The organism is Shewanella sp. 125m-7 (assembly GCF_052977045.1).
Window position 1 is genome coordinate 1 of the sequence record NZ_JBRILQ010000045.1, and the last position, 14,492, is coordinate 14,492.

The window sequence follows — 14,492 nt, forward strand, 5'->3', positions numbered from 1 at the left end:
AGCGCTCTGTGTCCTCTGTGGTGAATAGCTTTACTTTTTGGTTACAGCGTTTAAGAGCTTTTTTACCACGGAGCGCTGCGCTTTCACGGAGGACACGGAGAAGTGCAAAAGATCTAGATATCTAATCCCTAGAGTCCTATAAAGACGCAGCCTGCCCTTCTACTTGCCATGCAAACGAATGAGTAATTCAGCTTCTGCTTTGGGTAACTCACACTCTTCAATAAGCTCTTGGACGCCTGCGCCCAAGGCAACCATCTTCATTGCACGAGTATATAGTCGAGCTTGAGGCTCTTGCTGGCTGCTCTCTTCAAGTTTAGCATCTTGTTGTGTTAGCTTTTTCTCTAGCTCTAGCATACGACGTCCAACACCAATCGTACCGCTTCTAAGCTCTTGCAGTTCACGCTTAACAGCTTCTCTTTGCTTATCACCTTCTTTAACCAACAAGGTCAATGCATCTACTTTGGTACGCAGCTTTGTGGTTTGTTTTTGCAAAAAGAGCACTAAACCTAAACAAGCGACTGCAAATACTAGCGCTGCAGCTATTAACATTTCTTCGGCTATCATTAAGGACTCTTCTTATTAAAATATCTAAGAAGGACGCTGCGCTGCTAGAGCGTGACTGCGTCACTTCGAGGGCGTCGCCTTGCTCCTTCTAGGTTAAAGCTAAGAAGGAGCAAGGTCCTAGGAAAAGCAGGTTCTAGGAACATCAATAAACAGTAAGGCTAAGACGAACGGCCTGCGGTCTTACGGCACGTGACTGTTTGTATCAATGAATGTCACTACGGAACGCTTCGCTGACGGAAAGCCTTAAAAGATCAAAGCGTCGGCATAAATGCCGACCTACTTTTAATGAAGGTCCTAGGTTTGGCAAAAGAAACTCTACACTTAATAGATACAAGCTTTTGCTTTCTAGGCCCTAGAAGCGAAGCGTCCTCGAAGTGAGCCTGCGAACGCCCTAGCACCTTCAAAATATTAAACCTGCGTCAGTTCCATCCACTCTTCATCAGATAACAACTTATCTAAATCAACTAAAATCAAGAGCTCGTTATCACGGTTGCTCACACCTTGAATGAACTTGGTGCTCTCTTCAGTACCGACGTTCGGAGCATTATCGATTTCTGAACGACGCAGATAAACAACTTCTGCAACGCTATCAACTAAAATACCGATAACCTGCTTTTCAGCTTCAATAATCACGATACGAGTTGAGTCGTTAATATCAGCAGAGGCTAAACCAAAACGTGAGCGGGTATCGATAACCGTAACAACGTTACCACGTAAGTTAATAATACCTAATACGTAATCAGGCGCGCCTGGTACCGGAGCAATCTCGGTATAACGCAATACTTCTTGTACCTGCATAACGTTAATACCGTAAGTCTCATTATCCAGCTTAAATGTTACCCACTGCAATACTGCATCTTCGGTTCCTGCTGCTACCGCTACACTGTTTGAACTTGTCATAATCGCCTCAATCAATAGCTCTGCAGCTATATGTCTAATCTATTCTTTAATATTTATACCAACCAAACCAACTGGCTAACCACTCTTTAATGGCAATAATGTGCTAGCACGCATAATATTTGCAACTAGAATAGATAGTTACTTAGCCTTATACCTTATATAGCCCATTCTAACTACCTAATAAATACAGCGACGCTCTCTAATTGGTACTCATTATTTACTCTGGTGCAAGCATCGTTTCTATTGCTTGCAACCCAATCATTTTATTCTTGTAGCCTTTGTATCGGCAGCTTAGCATCATTCTTTACCAAGCCTACTCAGCTTAACGCTCAGTGATTAATACTAGTGATTAAAGATAGTCGAATAACACTATTCTGTTTAGTCTACGCCTACGCCTAGGTTCTAGGTTCTAGGTTCTAGGTCCTAGGTCCTAGGTTCTAGGTCCAAGTCTAGGCCCAGCATTTGTACCAAGGCTTCGACACTTAGAGAATCACATCTCATCAGTACGCAAATAGTATATTTAATTCAGCGCAACCTGCTCTTGGCAACCTAGGTCCGAGTCTAAATCTAGGCCCAGCATTTGTACCAAGGCTTCGACACTTGAGAATCACATCTCATCAGTACGCAAATAGTATTTTTAATTAACTGGAACCTGCTCTTGGCAACCTAAGCCCAAGCCCAACATTTGTACCAAGGCTTCGACATTTAAAATACCGCACATCCGCTCTTTTACCACACCAGCAAGCCACGGGCGCTTGCCCGCGTGGCTGCGCCAATTAATCTCAGACTTTTTAATTGTAGTGGTATCGATTAACGTCTCGCAACCTAAGCCCCATGCGCTATCTTCTAATACCACGACATATTGATATTTTACGCTATTGACTAGCTGAGGTTCATACTTTTCAGGCATGACCCAAGCGCAAGTATCGACCACATTAAGTTGCGCCTCTCGGTACTGCTGCACTCCCATATACCATGCTGGCCGCCCCATGAGCCGAGTGAGCTTATCCAAATTAACGATCCCTCCTAGGCTCACTAGTGGCACAGCTAAAGTCAAACCGCCAACCTTAAAAAACAACACTTGAAACTCTTCGTCAAGCTGATCTAATAATTTTTGAGTCGATGCCAAAGGCTCTATAGCCGTTTCAGTAATAGCTTGAGTGTCTAAAATATTCTGGCTTTCACTGCTAACCGTTAATTCTGCTTGCTGCTTTAGCTCATGACCTAGATTAATAGCGTGCTTATCTTCGCTGTCGATAACCGAAGTGGTGTTAGTATCATGCCGTTCAGAAATACATGCGTCACGTATAGGCGCAGTGTCTAAGCATGCCTGTACTTCTCTGTTGTTCTCTTCTCTGTTGCTATCTTCTCTAGGCGAGCGTGCAAACAGTTGCTCTAGGGCTTGTCGACTTAAGCGCTCGTCACTCTCTAGGTTTGCTAGTGTTCTGCTTTGGGCATAATGGCTTGCAGTTACTCGACTTTCTGTTGCAAGGCGCTCTGCTGTAAGGCTATCTACTGCGCGTATTGGCTGCGGCTCATTAAGCAACAACGAAAAAAAATCGCATACCGCATCATCAACTGCTTTTGACATGAGAAAAGCCCTTCGCGAGTAAATAATCGAGTAATCTGTCGTATGCCTTCACACCACGGCTACTTGGCGCATAATGTGAAGCGGGTAAATGACTCAAACTGGCGTCTCTAAATTTGGTATCAACTGGGATCACGTCCTGCCACAGCTCTTCGTTATAATCTTCATTAAGTTGTAACAAAGCGGCTGAAGCCGCGCGAGTACGTTTGTCAAACATAGTAGGTACTATGGTGTAGCTGTATTTAATTTTCTTTGAACGGCCCATTAACAGCATGGTTTTTACCATACGGTCTAAACCCTTTAGCGCTAAAAACTCGGTTTGGACCGGGACAATAATATGCTGACTTGCCGCTAACGCATTAACCATCAACACGCCAAGTACCGGTGGGCAATCTATCAATACAACATCATATCGATCTTCCACTAATTTTAAGGCCTTGGTTAAAATCAGTCCCATGCCTTCTTGGTGACCTAAACTACGATCTATCGTTGCTAGTGCCATGGTCGATGGCATTAAATCTAATCCCACCACGTTGGTAGGCACAATATGAGCTTGTACCCAGTCTGCCGTTAAGTTCTTATGCGCTAAAAAAAGATCATATAAAGAACAAGGTAATTGTTCGCTATCAATACCGAGATAGTAGCCGAGGGAAGCATGGGGATCGGTGTCGACCATCAATACCCGCAGACCACGCTTTACAAACGCACCAGCCAGACTGGCAACAGTTGTTGTTTTCCCCACTCCGCCTTTTTGGTTTGCTATGGTCCAAATCTTCAACAGATATTCCTCGGTTTATTGCGCTTTCAGCTGTAAAGCTAATTTGGGTAAGTACAGTATCAAATATAAATTTTCAAATAACTTACTCTTCGGGTTCTCTTGTTGTGACTCGAATCCCGCCATGGGGCAGACTAATCAGCTTTACGCCATCTTCACGCTCGTTCACTTTCACCGATTTCGGCTGCTGAAGATTGTTAGCGCTAGTGTTATTGTTATTGTTATTGGCCACGCCAACCTTGTTTTTTGTAGCAGACTCAGCAAGCTGACTTTGATTGTTCAGCCGCTCTTTTTCAACTGATGACGCGCTTACCGTTTTGTTAGATACTTGCTGTACATCAGTACTCATGTAAGGCCTTTGAGTTTTAGGCCGTTGAGTTTGAGCTTGCTCCGCCTGATTAATCCCAGGCCCTATCGGTAAAACCGTAGATTCACCTTGCTTAGCCTTGTCGACAAAGGACTGTACGAAATGAGGGTTTTCAGCCATCCAGTTAGCCATCACTTCGGCTTGTTCATCGGGCACCATCAATAATACTTGGCTGTTTTTAAGCTTTTGGACTTCGCTAGATAACAATTTATTCTTATGCTGCGATTCAAAGTACAGAGACCCAAACGTAAATGAGGCAATACTCAGCAAAAAGAGTATCAGCAACGACAGCGTATTCATTTCGCCTCGTTGCTGAATGACACTTTGCCCTATTGCCGATTTAGCCATTAATGGTCTCTTTCATAATTGACTCAGCCATATGCTCTAACGCTATCGATTTAGTCGCAATGCCTGCCGCGGTGACGGCTTGCGGCATACCATAAACCACACAGCTCGCTTCATCTTGCGCCCATACCGTAGCGCCAATACCTTTGAGCATTCTTGCTCCTTCTCGGCCATCGGCGCCCATACCCGTTAATACAACGGCCAGCACCTCACCACCAATCACTTTTGAGGCTGAAGCGAAGGTAATATCGACGCAAGGCTTATAATTCATATCGGCTTTACCCGCAATCACCTTAATACGACCATAGGCACCCCCTCGCTCGAGCATCATTTGCATGCCACCGGGCGCTAGATACGCACAGCCAGGTTTAAGCTGATCGCCCGTTTCTGCTTCTTTCACTTCAATTTTGCATAAACTATTAAGCCGTGTCGCAAATGTTGGCGTAAAAGCCGCTGGCATATGTTGAATAAGTAAAATGGGGTGCGGATAATTAGCAGGTAATTGAGTTAACACCTTTTGCAGTGCAACTGGCCCCCCTGTAGAGGTACCGATAAGTAATGCTTTATATTTTTTGCCACTACCACGAGTGATAACACTTGCTCGACTGGCGGGCCTTTCAAGTGTGCTTGCAGCGGTTGTAGCTGTAACGGCTGAGCGAGAAAGGCTCGATGAACTACGGATCCTATCCGCGGCTCTCTCATTACTAATACTACTAGTAGCACTAACACCGCTAGGCTGAACTCTGTCATTGCCAGACAATGGACGAGCAATCGGCCTAAATAAACGTCGACGACCTAATGCACGAATTCGTTGCTGCAATAACGCTATCGCGTCATCTTTATTGCTGGCGATATCTTCAAAGCGTTTTGGTAAAAAGTCTAAAGCACCCGCGTCTAATGCTTCCAATGTGGCTTTAGCGCCATCATGGGTCAGTGATGAAAACATTAAGATAGGAATTGGCTTGCTCGCCATGATCTGCTTTACCGCAGTGATCCCATCCATAACAGGCATTTCGATGTCCATGGTGATCACATTCGGATTCAACTCTGCAGCCATCTTCACGGCCTCAGCACCGTTACATGCGCTGCCTACGACCTCAAGCTCAGAGTCTTGACTCACTATTTCGCTAACACGTCGTCTGAAAAAACTCGAATCATCAACGACTAAAACTTTAATGCCCATTTAAATCCCTATACCGCACCACTGGCTCGCTCAATGCTGTATGTAAAAAAGGGAATAACAAGGCAATGCCTGTTATTCCCTATGCTAACCCGTGTTAGCTCCTGTTACGTGCGTAATGCTTTAGTAGGCCCGGTACATCTAAGATCAGCGCTATACCACCATCAGAGGTAATGGTCGCACCAGCCATGCCCGGCGTACCATGCAGCAATGTGCCTAGTGGCTTTATCACCACTTCTTCTTGGCCAATGAGTGAATCAACCACAAAACCAATTTGCATCGTACCTAGTTGGACAATAACCACATGGCCATGCTGTTTGTCACCGTGCCTAAAGCTCAATGCCTTGCGAGATAACCATTGCTCAAGGTAAAACAGCGGTACAGCTTTATCACGAACAATCACCGTCAACTGACCGTCAACCACATTGGTCTTAGTCAAATCTAAGTGGAATATTTCATTCACGCTAGACAGAGGTAGAGCAAACACTTGCTCAGCAACTTCTACCATCAGAGTCGGCATAATCGCCAAGGTCAACGGCACCTTAATCTCAAGACGTGTGCCTTTACCGAGTTGTGAGTCGATATAAACTGAGCCGTTGAGCTGGGTAATACGGGTCTTAACCACGTCCATTCCCACACCGCGCCCCGAAATATCGGAGACCTCAACTTTGGTTGAGAAACCAGGTGCAAAAATAAGGTTATAGGCTTCTTCATCGCTCATACGTGCAGCGGTATCTTCGTCCAGTACACCGCGGCTGATTGCAATCTGTTTAAGCTTTTCGGGATCCATACCCGCACCATCATCCTCAATTTTAAGCAGGATATGGTCGCCCTCCTGGCTTGCAGATAATGTGATTGTGCCTGCGCGCGCTTTGCCATTAGCTTCTCGAGCGTCTGGCATTTCAATGCCATGGTCGACCGAGTTTCTCACTAAGTGAACTAACGGATCGGCGAGTGCTTCTACAAGGTTCTTATCAAGATCTGTGTCTTCACCTATCATCACCAGATCTATTTCTTTATTTAAGCTACGCGCTAAATCGCGTACCACGCGAGGGAAACGGCCAAACACTTTCTTAATAGGCTGCATGCGAGTTTTCATCACAGCGCCTTGTAGGTCGGCTGTCACTAAGTCAAGATTAGCTAACGCCTTTGACATATCTTCATCTTCGCGTGCTACGCCAAGGCTGAGTAGACGATTACGCACTAATACCAGCTCACCAACCATATTCATGATCTGATCAAGTCTTGCGGTATCAACCCGCACTGTCGTCTCTGCTTGTGGCGCATTATTGCTAGCCGCTTTAGGGGCAACTTTGGCTGCAGCGGGTTTAAGTTCTGGTTTAAGTTCTTTTTTAGGCTCTGGTTTAGGCTGCTGTTTAGGCTCAGCCTTAACCTCTGGTACCTGCTGCGAAGTGGTTATCGCTTGTACAACAGGCGCAGGCTGACTAATTTCAGCCACACTAGCCCCTTTACCAGGGCTGGTACCTGAACCATGTAATTCATCGAGTAAACGCTCAAATTCATCATCAGTAATTTCATCGGAATCAATATCTGATGAACTGTGTTCGATAACAGCGGGCGCCGCCGATTGAACTTTAAACTGACCCGAGCCATGCAGCTCATCGAGTAAAGATTCAAATTCATCGTCAGTAATATCATTAGATACTGGTTGTGATGGCGTCGTTGTTGTCGCAGCGGCATTACCCGGACCGTTACCCGAGCCATGCAACGCATCGAGTAAGGCTTCAAACTCAAGATCGTCGATATCATCGATACTTGCAGCATCGGCGCTATTTGATACATCTTGCGCTGCTATTGGCTCAGCAGCAGCTGCAATGTTAGGGACTTGAATGACATCAGCGGGGGTGGCTTCAACAGAAGAGTGACTCGCTTCATCAATTTCTGATGCGAGTAACTCGCCCGCGCTTAATGTTTTAAGCTGAGCCAATAATACTGCTTCAGCGGGAGACTGAGCTTGCCCTGCTTGCGTTTCGGCAAACATTGAGTTGATTGAGTCTACTGCTTTTAAAATGACATCCATCAAATTAGCGGAAACTTGACGTTTACCTGTACGCAAAAGATCGAAGGTGTTTTCTGCTTCGTGGCAGACATCAACCATAGGCGATAAACCTAAGAATCCTGCGCCACCTTTAACCGTATGGAATCCCCTAAAAATTGCATTTAGCAATTCGGTATCATCCGGATTATTTTCTAACGTGACTAACTGTTCTTGTAGAAGCTCTAATATTTCACCAGCTTCGATCAAAAAGTCCTGCAGTATCTCTTCATCAACATCAAAGGACATTCTTTGACTCCCTTAAAAACCCAAACTCGAAAGCAGATCGTCAACTTCGTCTTGACCTGTCACCACGTCCTGGCGGTGCTCTGCATTCATAATAGGACCTTCGGCTTCAACATTTAGCTTTGGCTTGTCGTCAACCGCGTTTGCAGGTTGCTCACCAAATACTGTCAGCATCGACACTAAGCTATTCTCAACTTCTCTAACGAGTTCAATCACTCGACGGATAATCTGTCCGGTTAAGTCTTGAAAGTCTTGCGCCAATAAAATTTGATTTAGAAGCTCTTTGACTCGGCTTGAATCCGATTCACTTCTTTCAACAAACTGCTGAATATCGTGACATAAGACTTTAAATTCTGTCAGTGGCAACTCACGACGCATTAGCTTGTCCCATGCGGGTTTTATTGCTTGAATATTGTCGTTTAGTGCATTAGCAAGAGGTAAGCACTCTTCCACTGCGTCCATGGTTTTATTTGCCGCTTGCTCTGTCATATCGATAACATAAGTCAAACGTTCTTTTGCATCTGGGATCTCTGTATTGGCTAATTCAATTAAACGATTATCAAATTGAAAATCAGCAATCGCACTGTGAAGCTGGCGAGTTAAACGTCCTACTTCATCGAAAAGATCCTTTTGAATTGGTGCAGAAATTTCCCTTACCAATTCATCCGCTTTTTCCTGCTCTCCCTGACTAAGGAGTGCAACTAGACTCTCGGCTTGCTCAAGAGTAATCAGCCCTGACAATTGTTGCTGCATTGCTCATCCCTGCTTAGCCGAGTCTTTCAAAAATTTTATCTAGTTTTTCTTTTAGTGTTGCTGCGGTAAATGGCTTAACCACATAACCGTTAACGCCAGCTTGAGCTGCTGCAATAATCTGCTCTCGCTTAGCTTCAGCAGTCACCATCAATACAGGAAGGTGCTTCAAATTATCATCGGCGCGAATGGCTTTTAATAGATCAATACCTTGCATGCCGGGCATGTTCCAGTCTGTTACAACGAAATCAAAATCGCCTTTTTGTAACATAGGTAAGGCTGTAGAACCGTCATCTGCTTCTTGAGTATTGTTAAATCCCAAGTCACGTAACAAGTTCTTAATGATACGTCTCATTGTTGAAAAGTCATCAACAACAAGAATCTTCATATTCTTGTTCAAAGTTTCCTCCGAGGAGCGCGCGTAAAATGCGCATGTAATGTGGTATCAATTATTATGATTTTATTCTTGTGTCCAATGCTTGAGTTTACCCTTGAGTCTCAGCATCGCCTGACTATGGATCTGGCTAACTCTAGACTCACTGACCTCAAGAATGGCCCCAATCTCTTTTAAATTCAATGCTTCATCGTAATATAGCGACAAGACCAACGCATCTCTTTCTGGTAATAGTTTAATCGCTGCAACCAGTGCTGAATGAAACTCAACTTCAGCCAGAGACTCATAAGCATCGTCTACGTGTTCGTCGTCCGGACTAAGCCCTTCAACGGCCACGCCTAAATCTTCTATCCCAACGACTTTACCTACTGATACGTCGTTTAAAATGCCGTAATACTCATCGAGTGGCATCTCTAATCGCTCGGCGATTTCGCTATCTTGCGCATCGCGACCCAGCTCTTGTTCGAGTTGGTCTATCACTTGCGCTACGCGGCGTTGATTACGGTGTACTGAACGCGGTACCCAGTCGCCACGTCTGATTTCATCTAACATCGAGCCACGAATTCGAATACCGGCAAAGGTTTCGAACTTGGCGCCTTTACTACCATCAAAGTTTGATGACGCTTCGAGTAGCCCCATCATGCCAGCCTGTAACAAGTCATCTAATTGAACTGATGCAGGTAAACGGGCCAAAAGATGATGGGCTATTCTTTTTACAAGCGGTGCATACTGTTCAACGATAGATGTTTTATTATCAAAACGAGTATACGCAGCCGCTTTATTCACCCGATTTATCCTCTTGATAATTAGGGCGTTGCACTAGTCGTTCAACGAAGAACTCTAGATGACCACCAGGTTGTGATGGTACTGGCCAGCTCATTACTTTATTCGCAAGTCCCTGATAAGCAATAGCTGCTGGCGACTTAGGATACGCCTCTACAATCAATTTTTGCTTACGTACTGACTTACGTAAATTTTCATCAAATGGCACCGTGGCCACTAGCTCTAATGCCACATCAAGGAATCGGTCTGTTACCCTACTTAACTTAGCAAATAGCTCCATGCCTTCACGTAAGCTACGCACCATGTTGGCGACAATCTTGAAGCGGAACACGCCGTGCTCACGGCTTAAGATCTTAATTAGCGCATAGGCATCGGTAATTGACGTTGGCTCATCACATACCACAATCAATACATCTTGTGATGCTCGTGAAAAGCTCAATACCATATCCGAAATACCCGCTGCGGTATCGACAATCAAGATATCAAACTGAGTTCTCATTTCGCTAAATGCGCGAATTAAACCAGCATGCTGTGCTTGAGACAATTCCACCATCGACTGGCTTCCTGAAGTCGCCGGAATAATACCGATCCCTTTAGGTCCTCTTAAGATGACATCATCTAATTCGGCATCTCCCGACAAAACATGAGATAAATTTCGCTCTGCGCGCAAACCTAGCATCACGTCGACGTTCGCTAAACCTAAATCGGCGTCTAATACCAGTACTCGTTTGCCCTTTTCGGCTAACGCTACAGCTGTATTAATTGACACGCTAGTTTTGCCAACGCCACCTTTACCGCCTGATACGGCGATAACTTTTACTTTTTCATTATTTGGCTGATTCATCATACGTAAACCGCTTGCTTGATCCGGAGTCATGGCTTCACTCAAATGCATAGGTCATTGCTTGCGACCCTTCACTATTATGTAATGGTTCTATAGGTTTGTTATCTAATGCAGCTAATGCGCGATTGGCTAAAGATAAAGTATCTGCCACCTGCATATCTTCTGGAACTCTTTGTCCATCAGTTACATAACTTAAAGGTAACCCACTTTGAATCAAGACGCTTAACGCTGGCGCTAAAGAAATTGATTCATCTAATTTTGTCAGTACTGCACCCGAGAGTGGAATACGCGTAAACTGTTTTACAGCATCTTCTAATACACGACGTTGTCCAGTAGCAGACATTACCAGATAACTGCGTATTGGTAATCTGCTATTTGCCGCTAAACTATCGAGTTGTTGGAATAAACGCTGATCTCTTTGCCCCATACCTGCTGTATCAATCAAAACTAGCTTACGATTTCTAAATTGATACAGTATTTGCTCTAACTCATTAAAATCATGGGCCTGTTTTACTGGGCATCCCATTATTTTGCCATAAGTCGCTAATTGCTCATAGGCCCCAATACGATAATGGTCCGTTGTAATGAGCGCAACTTGATCTGAGCCATGATATGCCGCAAAACGCGCCGCTAATTTAGCCACTGTCGTTGTCTTACCGACCCCCGTTGGCCCCACAAATGCGACCACGCCACCTTGACGCACAATATCATCACCTTGATTGTCGAGCATATTCGCTAAACTACGTGGTAAAGAAGCCACTAACTCTGCTGGAGAGTAGTGTTCACTTAAACTTGATAGCTTCTTTGCTATCGCTGGTGAAAACTCAGCCTCTAACAATTTACTCTCTAGCATTGCCCCGACGGGATCAACGCGCTGTTTCTGTTCGACCATCAAGCTACTGACTTGATGCGTCAATAAATTACGAATCGATGTAAGCTCTTCTTTCATCGCATCAAATTCGGCATTGCTGTTTTGCTTGCTGCCGTTAAAGCTATCAGGCGCTCTGTGAGGAGTAAACTCGGCCTTAGCCGCTTCAGGCTTCTTCACTTGCGCCTGCAGCCCCTTAGCCCATTCAGGCATATCAAAGTCATCACTGCGTGTAGGCTGACTTTGCTGACTAATACGGCTTTGTTGACGCTCGAGTAACGCTTGCAGTGAATCAGGCGCTGGCGTTGATTGAGCACGGCTTTCTGCCCGTACATTTGGCCGAACATTTGACTGCGCCGCACCTAAAGTGACTCTCTCTTCTGCAAGATCGGTGAACATCGCAGCCGAACGAGGCGCCTCTGCAACTTTTGGCTTAGGTTCGTCGTAATCCACCGCTGCGACAATCTCAATGCCACCGGTCACTTTCTTGTTCGACATAATGACAGCATCTGATCCCAAGGTTTCTTTAACTTGGGCTAAGGCCGAGCGCATATCTTTTGCTAAAAATCTTTTAATCTTCAATTATTCGACCTCTACTGACCCACTGCCGAAACGATACGTATCTGTTTCTCATCGGGAACTTCTTGATATGAAATTACCCGCAAATTAGGGATCGTATGCTTAACGAATCGCGATAAGGTTGAGCGCAGCATACCTGATGTCAATAAAATTGCAGGTTGCCCTACCAATTCTTGACGTTGCGTCGCATCCACTAAAGACTTCTGCATACGTTCTGCAAGGCTTGGTTCGATATTCGGACCATCACCTCCTGTCGCCTGCATAGACTGATGCAACATTTGTTCCAACTCTGGCGCCAAAGTAATGACAGGGATTTCGAGCTCAGGTCCGCTGATCTCTTGCACTATCATGCGTTTTAAGGCTATTCGCACGGCGGCGGTCAATACTTCGGTATCGCTACTCTTAGGACCATACTCAAGCAAGGTTTGGACTATGGTCTTCATATCACGAATAGACACGCCTTCATTGAGTAGGTTTTGCATGACTTTAACGACGCTGCCCAGTGGCATCACATCTGGGATAAAGCCATCGACCAACTTAGGTGAATACTTACCAAGCATTTCAAGTAATTGTTGTACTTCTTCATAGCCAAGTAGCTTGGCCGCGTTGTTACTTAATAACTGACTGATGTGAGTGGCCACTACCGTTGAGGCATCAACTACCGTGTAGCCTAAGGTTTGTGCGTGCTCACGCATTTCGGGAGCGATCCACACCGCATCTAAACCAAAAGCGGGGTCTTTAGTTTCTATGCCATCTAGCTTGCCATAAACTTGGCCAGGGTTAATCGCTAGCTCACAGTCATGACGAATTTCAGCTTCACCCGATGCCACGCCCATCAAGGAAATACGATAGGCATTAGGCGACAGATCGAGATTATCGCGAATATGAACCGCAGGCACCAAGAAGCCGAGCTCTTGTGACAGCTTCTTACGTACACCCTTAATACGCCCAAGTAGCTCGCCGCCCTGACCTTTATCCACTAAGGGGATTAGACGATAACCCACTTCTAGACCTATGGTGTCAACATGTTGTACGTCATCCCAGCTCAGCTCTTTAGGCTCAGTGTTACGAGGCTCCACCGGGCCTGACTTTGCAAGTTCCAGCGCGCGCTCGCGCTCTGTGGCTTGTTTTTTCTTAATAAAGTAAGCGCCCGCTCCAGCCGTTGCTGCACAGGATAAGAACACCAAATGTGGCATACCAGGCACTATGCCCATCACGAACATCACGCCTGCCGCAATCGCTAGCGCCTTGGGACTGTCAAACATCTGTCCCATGACCATTTCGCCCATGTCACCAGACTCGTTTTGACGGGTCACCATCAAGGCGGCAGCAATAGATAATAGAAGACCAGGGATCTGTGCGACTAGGCCATCACCAATGGTTAATAGGGTATAAATTTCAACGGCAGAAGAGAAAGATAAGTCATGCTGAGCAATACCAATAATAAAACCGCCCACAATATTAATAACAAGAATTAATATTCCGGCGACCGCATCACCTTTTACGAATTTTGACGCACCGTCCATCGCACCGTAAAAATCCGCTTCACGGGTCACTTCTGCGCGGCGTGCGCGCGCTTCATCTTGGCTTAATAAGCCTGCATTTAGATCGGCATCGATGGCCATTTGCTTACCCGGCATGGCGTCAAGGGTAAAGCGAGCACTGACCTCGGAGATACGCCCAGCACCTTTAGTCACCACGGCGAAGTTAATAATAATAAGGATTAAAAACACCACTAAGCCTACGGCGTAGTTACCACCTATCACCACAGAACCAAAAGCTTCAATCACTTTACCCGCAGCATCGCCACCATTATGACCTTCAAGCAGTACCACACGTGTCGAGGCGACGTTAAGCGCCAACCTGAGTAAGGTCGCGACCAACAAAACCGTAGGAAACGCTGCAAAGTCGAGCGGTCGGTCGCTGTAAATCGCCACCAAAAGCACCACTAGCGCCAGTGCAATATTGAATGTGAAAAGGATATCGAGCAGGAACGCAGGCATAGGTAAGATGATCATAGCCAGAGCGGCTAAAACCAATAACGGTGTCCCAATACCTTTGAAATGCGCAGGCTTTATCTGTATTAATTGGCCTAGCCTTGCTTTAAGTTCCATTCACCCTGAGTCCGATCTTTGACGTCTAACGCCTATACAGCAAATACTGTACCAATTATTTTTACTCGAATTAAACCGACTATAACCCGAAACACGCTAGCAAAGAATATTTCGCGTTTTGAGTGACCGATTTTTGGGC

The 14,492-nt window shown here is 45.4% G+C and carries 13 protein-coding genes; all 13 read right to left on the bottom strand.

Translation table 11 applies throughout. The features are described from left to right. Nucleotides 1–159 precede the first annotated feature (159 nt). The 13 genes from ACVBIL_RS17270 to flhA all read right to left on the bottom strand — a co-directional run bounded on the left by ACVBIL_RS17270 (nucleotide 160) and on the right by flhA (nucleotide 14,353). Complete coding sequence (locus ACVBIL_RS17270; protein ID WP_447168226.1) at nucleotides 160–561, bottom strand: DUF2802 domain-containing protein; 402 nt, start codon at nucleotides 559–561, stop codon at nucleotides 160–162. A 411-nt stretch (nucleotides 562–972) separates the two neighbouring features. Continuing rightward, nucleotides 973–1,464, bottom strand: a complete 492-nt coding sequence (locus ACVBIL_RS17275; RefSeq protein WP_447168193.1) for a chemotaxis protein CheW — start codon at nucleotides 1,462–1,464, stop codon at nucleotides 973–975. 637 nt (nucleotides 1,465–2,101) lie between these two features. Further along, nucleotides 2,102–3,055: a chemotaxis protein CheW gene (locus ACVBIL_RS17280; protein ID WP_447168194.1), complete on the bottom strand. Its 954-nt coding sequence runs from the start codon at nucleotides 3,053–3,055 to the stop codon at nucleotides 2,102–2,104. After that, on the bottom strand, nucleotides 3,039–3,830 hold the full coding sequence (locus ACVBIL_RS17285) for a ParA family protein (protein WP_447168195.1): 792 nt from the start codon (nucleotides 3,828–3,830) through the stop codon (nucleotides 3,039–3,041). The genes ACVBIL_RS17280 and ACVBIL_RS17285 overlap by 17 nt, the downstream gene beginning before the upstream one ends. A gap of 82 nt (nucleotides 3,831–3,912) precedes the next feature. Then, nucleotides 3,913–4,542 carry a hypothetical protein gene (locus ACVBIL_RS17290; RefSeq protein WP_447168196.1) on the bottom strand — a complete coding sequence of 210 codons (630 nt, stop codon included), beginning with the start codon at nucleotides 4,540–4,542 and terminating at the stop codon, nucleotides 3,913–3,915. After that, nucleotides 4,535–5,722: a protein-glutamate methylesterase/protein-glutamine glutaminase gene (locus ACVBIL_RS17295; RefSeq protein WP_447168197.1), complete on the bottom strand. Its 1,188-nt coding sequence runs from the start codon at nucleotides 5,720–5,722 to the stop codon at nucleotides 4,535–4,537. The genes ACVBIL_RS17290 and ACVBIL_RS17295 overlap by 8 nt, the downstream gene beginning before the upstream one ends. A 94-nt stretch (nucleotides 5,723–5,816) precedes the next feature. After that, nucleotides 5,817–8,024, bottom strand: coding sequence for a chemotaxis protein CheA (locus tag ACVBIL_RS17300; RefSeq protein ID WP_447168198.1), 2,208 nt, complete (start codon nucleotides 8,022–8,024; stop codon nucleotides 5,817–5,819). A 12-nt stretch (nucleotides 8,025–8,036) separates the two neighbouring features. Beyond that, nucleotides 8,037–8,774, bottom strand: coding sequence for a protein phosphatase CheZ (locus tag ACVBIL_RS17305; protein WP_447168199.1), 738 nt, complete (start codon nucleotides 8,772–8,774; stop codon nucleotides 8,037–8,039). Nucleotides 8,775–8,787: 13 nt separating this feature from the next. Beyond that, nucleotides 8,788–9,171 carry a chemotaxis response regulator CheY gene (gene cheY / locus ACVBIL_RS17310; protein WP_447168200.1) on the bottom strand — a complete coding sequence of 128 codons (384 nt, stop codon included), beginning with the start codon at nucleotides 9,169–9,171 and terminating at the stop codon, nucleotides 8,788–8,790. 60 nt (nucleotides 9,172–9,231) lie between these two features. Then, a complete protein-coding gene (locus tag ACVBIL_RS17315) occupies nucleotides 9,232–9,951 on the bottom strand; it encodes an RNA polymerase sigma factor FliA (protein WP_447168201.1) in 720 nt (239 codons plus the stop codon). Then, nucleotides 9,944–10,825 (bottom strand): MinD/ParA family protein, encoded by an 882-nt coding sequence (locus ACVBIL_RS17320; protein WP_447168227.1) that lies wholly within the window; start codon nucleotides 10,823–10,825, stop codon nucleotides 9,944–9,946. Before ACVBIL_RS17320 ends, ACVBIL_RS17315 begins: the two co-directional genes overlap by 8 nt. 4 nt (nucleotides 10,826–10,829) lie before the next feature. Then, nucleotides 10,830–12,242 (bottom strand): flagellar biosynthesis protein FlhF, encoded by a 1,413-nt coding sequence (gene flhF / locus ACVBIL_RS17325; protein ID WP_447168202.1) that lies wholly within the window; start codon nucleotides 12,240–12,242, stop codon nucleotides 10,830–10,832. A gap of 11 nt (nucleotides 12,243–12,253) precedes the next feature. Further along, the gene (gene flhA, locus ACVBIL_RS17330; RefSeq protein WP_447168203.1) at nucleotides 12,254–14,353 is read right to left on the bottom strand and encodes a flagellar biosynthesis protein FlhA; all 2,100 of its coding nucleotides are present in this window, start codon (nucleotides 14,351–14,353) and stop codon (nucleotides 12,254–12,256) included. Nucleotides 14,354–14,492 lie beyond the last annotated feature (139 nt).

What these genes read in the sequence shown, in the direction of transcription:
- ACVBIL_RS17290 (WP_447168196.1), bottom strand. Translation starts at nt 4,542, where the DNA reads ATGGCTAAATCGGCAATAGGGCAAAGTGTCATTCAGCAACGAGGCGAA.
- ACVBIL_RS17275 (WP_447168193.1), bottom strand. Translation starts at nt 1,464, where the DNA reads ATGACAAGTTCAAACAGTGTAGCGGTAGCAGCAGGAACCGAAGATGCA.
- ACVBIL_RS17280 (WP_447168194.1), bottom strand. Translation starts at nt 3,055, where the DNA reads ATGTCAAAAGCAGTTGATGATGCGGTATGCGATTTTTTTTCGTTGTTG.
- ACVBIL_RS17320 (WP_447168227.1), bottom strand. Translation starts at nt 10,825, where the DNA reads ATGACTCCGGATCAAGCAAGCGGTTTACGTATGATGAATCAGCCAAAT.
- flhA (WP_447168203.1), bottom strand. Translation starts at nt 14,353, where the DNA reads ATGGAACTTAAAGCAAGGCTAGGCCAATTAATACAGATAAAGCCTGCG.
- ACVBIL_RS17305 (WP_447168199.1), bottom strand. Translation starts at nt 8,774, where the DNA reads ATGCAGCAACAATTGTCAGGGCTGATTACTCTTGAGCAAGCCGAGAGT.
- ACVBIL_RS17300 (WP_447168198.1), bottom strand. Translation starts at nt 8,024, where the DNA reads ATGTCCTTTGATGTTGATGAAGAGATACTGCAGGACTTTTTGATCGAA.
- ACVBIL_RS17295 (WP_447168197.1), bottom strand. Translation starts at nt 5,722, where the DNA reads ATGGGCATTAAAGTTTTAGTCGTTGATGATTCGAGTTTTTTCAGACGA.